Origin of the sequence: Flavobacterium sp. MMS24-S5, from assembly GCF_050320125.1 — a bacterium.
Lineage (GTDB): Bacteria > Bacteroidota > Bacteroidia > Flavobacteriales > Flavobacteriaceae > Flavobacterium > Flavobacterium tyrosinilyticum.
In genome coordinates this window covers 2,375,610-2,389,454 of the sequence record NZ_CP190016.1, presented here as the reverse complement: position 1 = coordinate 2,389,454, position 13,845 = coordinate 2,375,610, and the positions used below count along the sequence as shown (strand labels likewise).

The 13,845-nt window shown below is 33.6% G+C and carries 7 protein-coding genes and 3 pseudogenes; 6 read left to right on the top strand and 4 right to left on the bottom strand.

Annotation, left to right across the window (positions count from 1 at the left end; all coding sequences use genetic code 11):
* Positions 1-124: 124 nt before the first annotated feature.
* Positions 125-952, bottom strand: coding sequence for a hypothetical protein (locus tag ACPWTF_RS11125; protein WP_427875475.1), 828 nt, complete (start codon positions 950-952; stop codon positions 125-127).
* Positions 953-1,032: 80 nt separating this feature from the next.
* On the bottom strand, positions 1,033-1,776 hold the full coding sequence (locus ACPWTF_RS11120; RefSeq protein ID WP_427875474.1) for a PdaC/SigV domain-containing protein: 744 nt from the start codon (positions 1,774-1,776) through the stop codon (positions 1,033-1,035).
* 104 nt (positions 1,777-1,880) lie between these two features.
* Between ACPWTF_RS11120 and ACPWTF_RS11115 the strand changes: the two are divergent.
* Positions 1,881-3,022, top strand: a pseudogene (locus ACPWTF_RS11115) (cystathionine gamma-synthase).
* Positions 3,023-3,193: 171 nt separating this feature from the next.
* Here the strand turns inward: ACPWTF_RS11115 and ACPWTF_RS11110 are convergent.
* Positions 3,194-3,986, bottom strand: a pseudogene (locus tag ACPWTF_RS11110) (THC0290_0291 family protein).
* 328 nt (positions 3,987-4,314) lie between these two features.
* On the opposite strand from ACPWTF_RS11110, the pseudogene gdhA reads away from it, so the two are divergent.
* The 3 genes and pseudogenes from gdhA (at position 4,315) to recO (ending at position 8,855) form a co-directional block, all read left to right on the top strand.
* A pseudogene (gdhA, locus tag ACPWTF_RS11105) lies at positions 4,315-5,659 on the top strand (NADP-specific glutamate dehydrogenase).
* Between the two features lie 125 nt (positions 5,660-5,784).
* On the top strand, positions 5,785-8,067 hold the full coding sequence (locus tag ACPWTF_RS11100) for a ligand-binding sensor domain-containing protein (protein WP_427875753.1): 2,283 nt from the start codon (positions 5,785-5,787) through the stop codon (positions 8,065-8,067).
* A 74-nt stretch (positions 8,068-8,141) separates the two neighbouring features.
* Entirely contained in the window at positions 8,142-8,855 is a 714-nt protein-coding gene (recO, locus tag ACPWTF_RS11095) for a DNA repair protein RecO (protein WP_427875473.1), read from the top strand.
* A gap of 84 nt (positions 8,856-8,939) precedes the next feature.
* On the opposite strand, the gene ACPWTF_RS11090 is transcribed toward recO, so the two are convergent.
* Positions 8,940-9,734 carry a T9SS type A sorting domain-containing protein gene (locus ACPWTF_RS11090; protein ID WP_427875472.1) on the bottom strand — a complete coding sequence of 265 codons (795 nt, stop codon included), beginning with the start codon at positions 9,732-9,734 and terminating at the stop codon, positions 8,940-8,942.
* Positions 9,735-10,034: 300 nt separating this feature from the next.
* On the opposite strand from ACPWTF_RS11090, the gene ileS reads away from it, so the two are divergent.
* Positions 10,035-13,436: an isoleucine--tRNA ligase gene (gene ileS, locus ACPWTF_RS11085; RefSeq protein ID WP_427875471.1), complete on the top strand. Its 3,402-nt coding sequence runs from the start codon at positions 10,035-10,037 to the stop codon at positions 13,434-13,436.
* Positions 13,437-13,443: 7 nt separating this feature from the next.
* The gene (locus ACPWTF_RS11080) at positions 13,444-13,824 is read left to right on the top strand and encodes a TraR/DksA family transcriptional regulator (protein WP_012022792.1); all 381 of its coding nucleotides are present in this window, start codon (positions 13,444-13,446) and stop codon (positions 13,822-13,824) included.
* The last annotated feature ends 21 nt before the right edge of the window (positions 13,825-13,845 follow it).

Genomic DNA, 13,845 nt, shown 5'->3' with positions numbered 1-13,845 from the left:
CTGCAATGCGTCTAGCTCACGCTGAAATTCTTATTGAAAATTCAAATATTTCTTTACTTCTTCATGCGGAAATAGAGGTTCTTTTGGGGCGTATGTATAAGATGTACTTCAAAATAAGTCGTTGTCAAATTATGCATCCTAGTTTTTTACAAGCAGACAGTAAATCCAATCGAAATGCGTTTACATTAAAGTCTTCTAGTTTCTTCTGTTTTTCCTGTAGTATTTGAGTTGATTTATATAATAGTTCAAACACATAGGAACAAATTTCTTCTTCTGATGATAACATTTGCAACTTTACAAAATCGGGTTTAACAGTGTAATGACCAACATTATAGGAGTAAAATTCTGTGAATGAAGAAGGAATTTCCACTCTTTTTTGAAATCGAAATGGGTAGGTTTTGTGACTTTCAATTAGTTGAAAATCTATCCAGAGATGTTCCATACAACCGCCATAATCCTTATGTAATTCATTTTCAATACCGCTGATATGCTTGTTGATTACATCGACAATTTTACTTTTGTAATCAGCATCTGTGATGTTTGCATTAAATGATACTCTCAGAGGTTCTTCAGATGGTTTTATACGTTCTTTTGGAAATTCCCGAATTACGCCCATTTTAAATACCCCAATCGAACTAAAATCCATAATTTTAGTGAATGATTTATTTATTATTCCGACTTCCTTTCGATGAAGAATTTTACTAATTTCTTCGATAATATTTGACTTTTTAACTAACGAACTTTTATTTGACGAAATACACAGATAGAGTTCGTCTTCTAAAAAAAAGCTATTTAGTGACTGATTAACTATTTCAGAATTAAAATCTTTGTTAACTCCACAATAAAACCATTTTAAATTTTCTTCATTTTTAGCTAATTGTCCTTCTTCGTTAAGCCAATTTGATAAGTAAAATTTACTTTTATATAATCTAAAGAGTTGTTTTGAATCCATGTGCTAATTCTTATTTAGAAAATGTGCAGGCGCAAATGTAGTCAACATATCTTTAAAGAAAGAATATTCTTTCTTTTTTATTATTGAAAATTCAAATATTTCTTTATTTCTTCATACGGAAATATAAGTTCTTTTGGACCATCTGCGTAGGATGCCGCTTCGTATGAGTTGTAATATAAAAGCAAGCCTTCGGAAGTGTAAAAAATATTTTGAGGTAGTTGAAATTTATCATTTTCAAACATTAAACCTGTAGCGTTGATATTGGCTTTTTCTGGAATTTTATATTTTGATCTGAATGTTTTTTCAGCGAAAGTTTTAAACTCGTTTTCGTTTTTAAATAACTGATTATTGAAAATGGTTTTTCCTGTTTTTTTATCGAATAATAAAGAGCGATAACCTTGATAACCGTGAGCGCCGCCAGTAAAAGTATAATGGTCAATTTTAAGATTTAAAATCTGGTCCGATTCAAATTCGACATTTCCAATGATTTTTGCTTCCCAGCCAAAGGTATCGTTTGGAAATTTTTGATGCATTTCTTGATAGGAGGCAATAAAAGATTTTGCCAATGCTTTGTAGCCATCAACTTTTACCGAATCGTCTTCAAAAAACACAATCTCTTTAATGACGGCAAATACTTTTTTATTAATGCTGTCTGAGGTTACTTTAACATTTTTAGCAATTGGAACTTCTATGGTGATTTTTGGGCAATCATTTTTGCATGGGACAGTAGATTTCTCTTCAAATGTTTCATTCTCAAATGAAAGCTCTTTTTTGCAACTTGTAAAAATCAAACACAAAAAGAGTATAAATAATGAATTTTTCATATCAAAAAGTGTTAATTATCTACAAAGGTAAGAAGTTGTGTCGCGATAAAATAAATTAAGCGGTAAATTTGTAAAAGAATTAAGGATTTAAAATTTATAACTATATGAAATTCAATACAAAAGTTATTCACGGAGGACAGCATCATGATCCAAGTACAGGCGCTGTTATGCCGCCAGTGTACCAAACTTCAACATTTGTACAAACAAGTCCAGGGAAACCTTTGGCAGATTACGAATATAGTAGAGCTTCAAACCCAACACGTACGGCTTTAGAAGAGGCGCTGGCTAGTATTGAAAACGGAACTCGCGGATTAGCATTTTCGTCTGGTCTTGCAGCTACAGATTGTGTTTTAAGATCTTTTAAAGCTGGAGACGAAATCATTGCAATGGATGATTTGTATGGCGGAACTTACAGAATGTTTTCTCGTGTTTATAAAGATTCGGGAATTAAATTTCATTTTGTTGATATGACGAATATCGAAAAACTGAAAAGTTTAATTAACGAAAATACGAAGTTAATTTGGGTAGAAACACCAACAAATCCGTTGATGAAATTGGCAGATATTCAAGAAATTGCAAAAATTACTAAAGAGAAAAATATTCTTCTTGCGGTTGATAATACTTTTGCAACGCCTTATCTACAAAAGCCTTTAGATTTAGGAGCAGACATTGTAATGCACTCTGCTACGAAATATTTAGGAGGTCATTCTGATGTTATTGCTGGAGCATTAATTGTAAAAGACGCAGCCCTTGGAGAACAATTGCATTTTCAGCAATTTGCAACAGGAGCGACTCTTGGCCAATGGATAGTTTCTTGGTTTTAAGAGGAATCAAAACGTTAGCTTTAAGAGTTCAGAGGCATTGTGAAAATGGAGAAAAAGTAGTTGAATATTTGAACAACCATCCTAAAATTAAAACGGTTTATTATCCAGGTTTAAAAAATCATCCGTTTCACGAAATTGCTAAGAAGCAAATGAAAGCTTTTGGAGGAATGGTTTCTTTTGATTTTAAATCAGGAAAGAAAGAAGATTCTATCACATTTTTAGAAAAATTGAAAGTGTTTACTTTGGCAGAATCTCTTGGTGGAGTTGAATCATTGGCTAACCACCCAGCTTTAATGACGCACGCTTCTATTCCTGCAGATAAAAGAGCAGAAGTTGGTATTACAGATGATTTAGTTCGATTGAGTGTTGGTATTGAAGATGCAGAAGATTTAATTGCCGATTTAGAGCAAGCTTTAGCTTAATATAAATTCCAATAAGAAAATCCCAAATTCCAATTTTTCTTTCGGAGTTTGGGATTTCTTATTTTAAAATTTCTTAGAATAGAAGATACTAAAGTGTCTAATGAAAAATCCCAAATTCACAATCTTAAAATTGGAATTTGGGATTTTTTATATTTTGAGATTTAATTTTTTTTAGAATTCTAAATAGTAGATGTATCCAAAGTTAAACCAAACCTGCCAATCGTTAGATTTGTTTTCTTTGTAAATATCTTTGTTTGGGTTTAATCCGTCAATCCAGTCTGAGCTGTACATATGAAAACGAGTTTCAAACATTAAATCACTCATTTCAGTTAGTTTATAATGTACACCTACTGCTGCTGTTGCCGCTAAAGCTACACCAGTTTCTGTAGAAAAACCATGTGCACGTCCGTCAGATGGAGTTAAGTATTTTCCTGGGGTATTAGCAGGAAGTGTAATGTCTCCTAAATGTGACCCAACTTTTGCTGAATAGTAGCTCACTTGAAACCCTACAGCTCCATACGGACTGAAGCTACCAACTGTGTTTTCGAAATCGTGGATTTTCATAAAAGGAGAAAATTCCATCTGTGCTCCCAAGCTTACTATGCTAGAACTTGCATGCATGTTTCTTAATTGTGTTGCAAATACTCCGTTAGGTTTGTATTCAACCCATTGGCCGTGGTGTTTTAAAGTGGTTCTGCTATAAGACAGATCAGATCTTACTTTAAAATGTTCTGTGAAAAAATTTTCTCTATTGTTATTGGCAGAAAAGTTTATAAAGTGCATGATTCCAATGCCAAAACCTGTGTTTCCGACATTATTATCAAAGTTGTTTCTTTCTCCAAAATCGGACTGTAAAGTTACTGGTCACTGCGTAGATTCCGATCTCTTGGGCTAATCCTTGTGCTGATACAGCAGTTGAGATGCCCAATAAGGCAAATAATGTGATAAATAGGTGCTTAGGCATTTTTTAGGGGCTTACAAATCTCGGCAAATATATAAAAAACATAATCGATTCAAAATATTAAATTGCTGTATTGAAAAATAACTAGCAAAATACTTAATTTACTAACTTTTAAAAGGTGTTTTGCGTGTAAACACCTACAGGTAAAATGCGTTTTTTTCTATTGTTTGAAAAAAACACAAATCGCTTCAAAAAAGTGAAAAATGTAACATCGAATCATTATTTGATATATCTTTGTCCGTTAAAACGAAAACGTTTTCTTAAACGTAGTTTCTTATTTTTTTATAAGAGTAAAAATTAAATCTAAATTATCTGAAAATTTATTTTAAAGATGGAACAAAAAATAAATGAATTTATGGCTCTTGTTGAGTCAAAAAATCCAAACGAGCCAGAATTTCTTCAAGCAGTTAGAGAATTCGCAGAAACTGTAATTCCGTTTATATCTGAGCGTAAAAAATATGACGGAAAGAATATCCTTTTAAGAATCGCTGAACCAGAAAGATCAATAATATTCAGAGTTCCGTGGGTAGATGATAAAGGAGAAATTATCGTAAATAGAGGTTTCAGAATTCAAATGAACTCTGCAATTGGACCTTACAAAGGAGGAATTAGATTTCATCATTCGGTAAACTTATCAGTTTTAAAATTCTTGGCATTTGAACAAGTATTTAAAAACAGTTTGACAACACTTCCGATGGGAGGTGGAAAAGGAGGTTCTGATTTTGATCCAGAAGGAAAATCTGATGCTGAAATTATGCGTTTCTGCCAGTCATTCATGACAGAATTATGCCGTCATATTGGTCCAGATCTTGACGTTCCAGCTGGAGATATTGGTGTTGGCGCACGTGAAATCGGTTACTTGTTTGGTCAATACAAAAGAATTAGAAATGAATTTACAGGAGTTTTAACTGGAAAAGGTTTGGCTTATGGAGGTTCATTAATCAGACCAGAAGCTACAGGATATGGAGTAGTTTATTTTACAGATCAAATGCTTCGTACAATTGGTCACGAAATTAAAGGAAAAAGAGTTGCTATTTCTGGATTCGGAAATGTGGCTTGGGGTGTTGCTTTAAAAGTAAATGAACTAGGAGGTAAAGTAGTTACTATTTCTGGAACCTGATGGTTATATTTATGATGAAGAAGGTATCTCTGGAGAAAAAATCGAACATATGGTTGAGATGAGAGCTACTGGAGATAATAGAGCAGAAAGATATTTAGAGAAATATCCAAATGCTATTTTCCACAAAGGAAAGAGCCCTTGGGAAGTAAAAGTAGATATTGCTATTCCATGTGCTACTCAAAATGAATTGAATGGTGACGATGCTAAGAAATTAATAGATAATGGCGTTTTATGTGTTACGGAAGCTGCCAATATGCCTTCTACTTTAGATGCTATTAAACTTTTCTTAGATAGTAAGGTGTTATTCGCTCCTGGAAAAGCTGCAAATGCTGGAGGTGTTGCTGCTTCTGGATTAGAAATGACTCAAAACTCAATTCGTTTAAACTGGACTAGTGAAGAGGTAGACTTGAGATTGAAAGAAATCATGATCGGAATTCATAACCAATGTAAAAAATACGGTGCAGAAGAAGACGGATATGTTAACTACGTAAAAGGAGCTAATATTGCTGGATTTGTAAAAGTTGCCGACGCTATGCTTGCACAAGGTGTAGTTTAAGATTTAATTGCAATATTTAAAATTACCCTCGTTATCTTAATAAGATATCGGGGGTATTTTATTTGTGCTAAAAATTAAATAAAAACCCGATTGTATTATATTTGTCTATTCGAATACATTATATGATGAAAAAAGTATTTTTCTGCGGTTTGTTTTTACTTCTAATTCAGTTTTGCGAAGCGCAGAGCAAATTGTCTTGGCAGGGATATTTTTCATTTAATGAAGTAAAAGACATTTCAGAATCTGGAACAACTGTTTTTGCGGCTTCCGAAAACGCACTGTTTTCAAAAAATACAACAACAAATGTTCTTAAAACGACGACGACTGTTGATGGACTTTCCGGCCAGACCATTTCGGCAGTTTATTACAGCGAAGCTTCTAAAAAAACAATCATCGGTTATGAAAATGGTTTGATGATCTTGATTAACGAAGTAGACGGAAGTATTCTAAAAGTTGTAGATATAATCAATAAGCAATTGCCAGCAAATACTAAAAAAATCAATCATTTTATGGAAAATAATGGATTGATATATGTTTCTTGCGATTTTGGAATTGTTCAATTTAATCTTAAAACGTCTCAATTTGGCGACACTTATTTTATTGGAGATAATGGAGCAGAAATAAGCGTAAAGCAAACCACAATGTTTAACGGATTTATTTTTGCGGCAACATCAAGCGGTATTAGAAAAGCGGACATTACAAATGCTAATCTTATAGATTACAGCCAATGGTCACTAGTGAATGGGGGAGATTGGTCAAGTGTTGAGGCTTTGGATTCAGAACTTATTGCCATAAATAGTACGGGGTATATTCATAGATTTAACTCCAATACTTTTGTGGGCTTTTTGCAGCTGCCTCAAGCGTCTGTTGATACACGAGCGAAAAACCATAATTTATTTGTAACAACTGCCAATACAGTATACGTTTATAATAATCAAATGGCGCTGAGTCGACAAATTACAAATTCTCAAGTTTTAGATAATACCTTGAATTTTAGTTGTGCAACTGCAGTTGGAAATCAGATTTTTATTGGAACAAAAGAAAAAGGATTGTTTGCTTCTGCTTTAAATAATGCAACAGCTTTCGAAAACAGTACGCCTAGCGGTCCCGTGCGTAATGATATTTTTTCTATAGATGCCGGTTCAAATGTTTTGTGGGCGGTTTATGGAGATTATGATGCGGTGTATAATCCATACCCTTTGGATAGCTACGGTATTAGTCGATTTAATGCTTCGGGATGGTTAAACATTCCATATTCTGATGTTTATGATGCCAAATCAATAACGAGAATCTATATAAATCCTAATAACGAAAAACAGGTTTATGCCGGTTCTTTTTTCTCTGGATTATTGAAAATTGAAAACGATATTCCAACTCATTTATATAATGAAAAAAATAGTGGTTTAGAGTCACTTAAAACAGCATCGCCAGATTATGTAGATGTCCGAATCAATGCAACGGCTTTTGATAAATCTGGAAATCTTTGGGTGACCAACAGCCGAATCAATAATGGATTGAAAGTTTTAAAAACAAATGGTCAATGGGGAAGTTATTCGATGACTTCGATATCAGACGATGTGGGAGAAGATAACTATTCAAGTATAGTGGTAGATCGCAACAATGTAAAATGGATTGGGACTTATAAAAGTGGAGTTGTAGGATTTAATGAAGCTACAAATACCTTCAAAAAAATGACTTTTGGAACCGATGCTGGAAATCTGCCAATTGCCGATGTTAGAGCAATAGCTTTAGATACAAAAAACCAGCTTTGGATAGGAACAACAAAAGGTTTGAGAGTTCTCTCTAATGTTTCTAGTTTTCAAACAGATAGTCAGTTAAAAGCAAATTCAATTATTATAACCGAAGACGATTTGGCTCAAGAGTTGTTATACGAACAGTTTGTAACTTCCATAGCAGTCGATGGCGCAAATAATAAATGGATTGGAACGGCAGATTCTGGAATATTTATGGTTTCGCCAAATGGCCAAGAAACAAAATATCATTTTACAATAAACAATTCGCCTTTGCCAAGTAATTATATAAATGATGTTAAGATAAATGCTAAAACGGGAGAAGTTTTTATTGCAACCGACAAAGGATTGGTTTCGTTTGGCGGAATTGCAACAGGGGCAAATGACGATTTAAGCAATGTATATGTTTATCCAAATCCTGTACGTCCGACTTATTCGGGAACCGTTAAAGTGGCCGGATTAATTGATAAGGCTAATGTGAAAATCACAGATATAGAAGGAAATTTAGTTTATGAAGTGACTTCTTCTGGCGGAACAATCGAATGGGACACAACTGCTTTTGGGAAGTATAAAGTAGCATCTGGTGTTTACATGGTTTTTATCTCTGCAGAAGATGGAGGAGAAACTAAAGTTAAGAAAGTGATGATTATACGTTAAAGTAATAAGTATCGGTCTCAGTTTTCAGTCTCAAACTCGAAACTTAAAATTGAAACAAAAAAAAACAAAAATTTGTGCTAGTCAAAACAAAAGCCATAGTAATTTCATCTTTAAAATTTCAGGAGAAAAGCTTGATTGTAAAATGCTTTACACTTTCTAGCGGACTGAAATCTTATTTTGTGCGTGACGCTTTTTCGAGTAGGAAAGCAAGTCAGAAAATTGCTTATTTTCAACCATTTTCTATTTTAGAAATTGAAGCTGTGCATAAGAATAAAGGAACTTTAGAGAATTTTAAAGAAATAAAAAGTGCTGTTCCGTTTCAGACTATCCATACTGATATTGTCAAAAGTACCATGGTGATGTTTTTGTCTGAAATGCTTCATTATTCTATTCAAGAAGAAGAGAAAAACGAACAGCTTTTCCTTTTTTTAGAAGCTGCGCTGACGTGGCTGGATCATCATGATGAGATTTCTAATTTTCATTTAATTCTCCTTTTAGAAATCACAAAATATCTCGGTTTTTATCCTGATATTTCTGAAATTGATTTGCCTTTTTTTGAAATGAATGAAGGTGTCTTTACACTTTTTCAAAATGGAAATTTGCTTTCAGAACACGAGACCAACTTGTTTAAAAAGTTATTGGAATTAAAATTCGATAACGATCAAAAAGTCTTTCATGTTTTAGAAAGGCAGATTCTCCTAAAAATTCTAATCGATTATTACAGTCTGCACTTGGAAGGTTTTAAAAGGCCCAAATCTTTGGATATTTTAAAAGAGGTTTTTTCGTGAGAGTATATTTTCTTTAAATTGTATAAAAACAAAAAAGGATCAAGTTTAACTCAATCCTTTTTTGTTTGAGGTTGCTTAACCTTATTATTTGATGAACTTAACTGAAGTGCCTAAGTCGTTTAATTTTAATAAATAAACTCCGTTTGGTAATCCAGAAATTGCAATAGTTTCAGATGAGTTATTGTTGACTCTTTTTACTGCTTTACCATCTATAGAGTAAATTACATAAGAAGAATTTTTAAAATCACTGTTTAATTTTATTTCATCTTTAGACATAGATGCAATAGGGTTGTTTTTTTTATTAAAATCAACAGTGCCTAAAGAAGATTTTTTAACGATGCTAACATTGTCAAAATAGATTGCAGGCAGCATCAAATTGACATCCAGCTGTAAAAAAGCAGCCATTGTTACTGATGTTGTTGGTGCTAAAAATGCTGTTATTTTAAAGTCAAAAGTTACTGTCTTCCAAACGCCAAATTCTCTAGTAAGAAAATCGGGTTGAGCAATAAAAGAGGCTCCTCCTGAAGTTACTTTTATGATTTCATAAGATAGATTGCTAATGTTCATGAAAGAAGGAACATCATTTGGAATATAATAGTCAAACTTTAAAGTGTATTCGTCAAGATCTGATAAAGTAAACTCTTGTTTGAATTGTAAAGTTGGCATCAGACCATTTTCTAAGTCTGATACTGGTAAACCCTTTAAGCTTGAAGATCCACCATTTTTAATTGTTTCTTCTTTTGATGTAGCTCCGTAAATAAAAGTCCATGAATCAGGAGCATTAGCGGTAAATTGTTCAAAACTACCGTTTTGTAGAAGATTCTGGCTTTTTGCAAAACTTACTGTAAGTAAGCATAAGATAAGTAATTTTGTTCTCATACACATTTTTTAAAGTTGGGTATAAAACTACAATTATTAATCTTACAATTCCTAATAATAGATTTCGATATGTTAAAATTTAACAAAAAATCATCACTGTAAACTGTAATGCTGTTAATCTTTTATAAATGCGTATTTGAATTAAGAATTTTTGAAAAAAAGAGCTCTTAATTTCTTATTTTGATAATGATTTCTTTTTTACTCTTAAAAATTGTCTTAAAAGTGCCAACTTTTGGCTTTAGATATTCTACTTCTGACTTAAATTTACTACTTTCGCACCTCGTTTAAGAAAAGGATAAAATGAGTACAAAATTTACTGAATACAAAGGACTTGACTTGCCAACTGTAGCGTCTGAAGTTCTTGATTTTTGGAAGAAAGAAAATATATTTGAAAAGAGTGTAACAACTCGCGAAGGTGCTGAGCCTTTCGTATTTTTTGAAGGTTCGCCTTCAGCAAACGGATTGCCTGGTATTCACCACGTAATGGCACGTGCGATTAAAGATATTTTTTGCAGATATAAAACTCAAAAAGGTTTTCAAGTAAAAAGAAAAGCTGGATGGGATACTCACGGTTTGCCTGTTGAATTGGGTACCGAAAAAGAATTAGGAATTACAAAAGAAGATATTGGTAAAACCATTTCGATCGAAGAATATAACGAAGCGTGTAAAAAAACCGTTATGCGTTATACAGACGTATGGAATGATTTGACTGAAAAAATGGGGTATTGGGTTGATATGGAAGATCCGTATGTGACTTATAAACCAAAATATATGGAGTCGGTTTGGTGGCTTTTGAAACAAATCTACGATAAAGGTTTGTTGTACAAAGGATACACAATTCAGCCGTATTCTCCAAAAGCAGGAACAGGATTGTCTTCTCACGAGGTAAACCAGCCAGGAGCTTACCGTGATGTTACTGATACTACAATTGTAGCGCAGTTTAAAACATTGCCAGAAACATTACCTTCATTCTTGCAAGGTTTTGGAGATATTCACATTTTAGCTTGGACGACAACTCCTTGGACACTTCCATCAAATACAGCGTTGACAGTTGGGCCAAAAATCGATTATGTTTTAGTAAAAACATTCAATCAATATACTTTTGAGCCAATCAATGTTATTTTAGCTAAAAACTTAGTTGGAAAACAATTCGGGAAAGGGTTTTTCTTAAGTGAAGATGACGCTGATTTTGACAATGTGAAAAACGGTGACAAAAAATTGCCGTACAAAATTTTAGCAGAAGCAAAAGGAGCAGATTTAGTAGAAATCCGTTACGAACAATTATTGCCTTACGTATTGCCTTATGAAAATGCTGAAAACGCATTTAGAGTAATTGCTGGAGATTTCGTTACAACTGAAGATGGAACCGGAATTGTGCATACAGCTCCAACTTTTGGTGCAGATGATGCTAAAGTAGCAAAAGAAGCAAAACCAGAAGTTCCGCCAATGTTGGTTTTAGACGAAAACGGAACTCCAGTTCCATTAGTAGATTTACAAGGAAGATTTACTTCTCATGTAGGTGATTTGGCTGGTAAATATGTTAAAAATGAATATTACGATGCAGGACAAGCTCCAGAGAAATCTGTAGATGTTGAAATCGCTATTCGTTTAAAAGAAGAAAACAAAGCTTTTAAAGTTGAAAAATACGTGCACAGTTATCCACACAGCTGGAGAACAGACGAGCCGTTATTATACTATCCTCTAGATTCATGGTTCATCAAAGTAACCGATGTGAAAGATAGAATGTTCGACCTGAACGAAACTATCAATTGGAAACCTAAATCTACTGGTGAAGGACGTTTTGGAAATTGGCTTAAAAATGCCAACGATTGGAACTTATCTCGTTCTAGATATTGGGGAATTCCGTTGCCAATTTGGAGAACAGAAGATAAAACAGAAGAAGTTATTATCGGTTCTGTTGAAGAATTGTACAATGCAATCGAAAAATCAATCGAAGCAGGTTTCCAAAAAGAAAATCCGTTTAAAGGATTTGAAATCGGAAACATGTCTGAGTCAAATTATGATTTAATCGATTTACACAAAAATGTTGTTGATGGGCTTACTTTAGTTTCAGCTTCTGGAAAACCAATGAAGCGCGAAAGTGATCTAATCGACGTTTGGTTCGATTCTGGAGCAATGCCGTATGCGCAATGGCATTATCCTTTTGAAAACAAAGAAAAAATTGATGGCAACAAAGATTTTCCAGCAAATTTCATTGCGGAAGGAGTAGATCAGACTCGTGGATGGTTTTATACTTTGCATGCAATCGGAACTTTGGTTTTTGATAAAATAGCCTACAAAAATGTAGTTTCAAACGGTTTGGTTTTGGATAAGAATGGAATTAAAATGTCTAAGAGTAAAGGAAATACTATAGACCCATTTAAAACCATTGCAGAAAACGGTCCAGATGCTACACGCTGGTATATGATTATGAATGCAAATCCTTGGGATAACTTGAAGTTTGACCTTGAAGGAATTGCTGAGGTTAAACGTAAATTCTTCGGAACACTTTACAATACCTATTCATTCTTCTCGTTATATGCAAACATCGACGGATTTAAATATGAAGAAGCCGAAATTCCGTTAAACGAAAGACCAGAAATCGATCAATGGATTATTTCTGAATTACATTCATTAATCAAATTTGTAGACGAATGCTACGAAGATTACGAGCCAACAAAAGCGACAAGAGCAATTTCTGACTTCGTTCAGGAAAACTTAAGTAACTGGTACGTTCGTTTATGCCGTCGTCGTTTCTGGAAAGGAGAATATGCAAAAGATAAAATTGCAGCCTACCAAACGCTTTATACTTGTTTGCTTACAATCAGTAAACTAAGCGCTCCAGTAGCTCCATTTTTTATGGATAAATTATACCGTGATTTAACAACTTCGACGGGAACCGAGGATTTTGCTAGTGTTCACTTGGCTGAATTCCCAAAATTTGTCGAAAACTTTGTTAATAAAACGTTGGAAAGCAAAATGCAGAAGGCGCAAACGATCTCATCTTTGGTATTGTCACTACGTAAAAAAGAGATGATTAAAGTTCGCCAACCTTTGCAAAAGGTAATGATTCCAGTACTTGACGAGAATCAGCGTGCTGAAATTGAAGCAATTTCTGACCTTGTAAAAGCTGAGGTAAATGTTAAAGAAATCGAACTTTTAGACGATGCTTCTGGTATTTTGGTTAAGCAAATTAAGCCTAATTTTAAAGCTCTTGGACCACGTTTTGGTAAAGACATGGGCTTGATTTCTAAGGAGATACAAGGTTTTTCTGCAGATCAGATCAATCAGCTGGACAAGCAAGGAACGCTAGATGTTGTTATTGCAGGAAATAGTGTAACTTTATCATTAGAAGATGTGGAAATTACATCACAAGATATCGAAGGATGGTTAGTTGCTAATTCAAACGGAATAACAGTTGCGCTTGATATTACTCTTACCGAAGAATTAAAAAATGAAGGTATCGCTAGAGAGTTAGTAAATAGAATACAAAACATTCGTAAAGACTCAGGATTTGAGGTTACGGATAAGATTAAAGTACAAATAAAAAGAAACGGTATTTTAGAAGATGCGGTTTCAAAAAACGAAGACTATATTAAGTCTGAAACATTAACAGACGAACTGGTTTTTGTGGACGCTTTAGAAAACGGCACAGAAATTGAGTTTGATGATATTAGAACCATTATATTAATTTCAAAATAGTTAGAAAATGATAGATGAAATTACAAGATACTCTGATGCAGATTTAGCAGAGTTCAAAGAAATAATCCAAGCAAAAATTAAAAAAGCACAAGAAGATCTTGATTTGATCAAAAGTGCCTATATGAACGATTTGAATAACGGTACTGACGATACTTCTCCAACTTTTAAAGCTTTTGAAGAAGGAAGTGAGACCATGTCTAAAGAAGCAAACTCTCAGTTGGCTATCAGACAAGAGAAATTCATTCGTGACTTAAAAAATGCTTTATTCCGTGTAGAAAACAAAACTTACGGTATCTGCAAAGTAACAGGTAAATTAATTAGCAAAGAAAGGCTTAAAATCGTTCCTCATGCAACAATGAGTATCGAAGCTAAAAACTTGCAAAGATAAGATTGCGTACAACTACGTAAG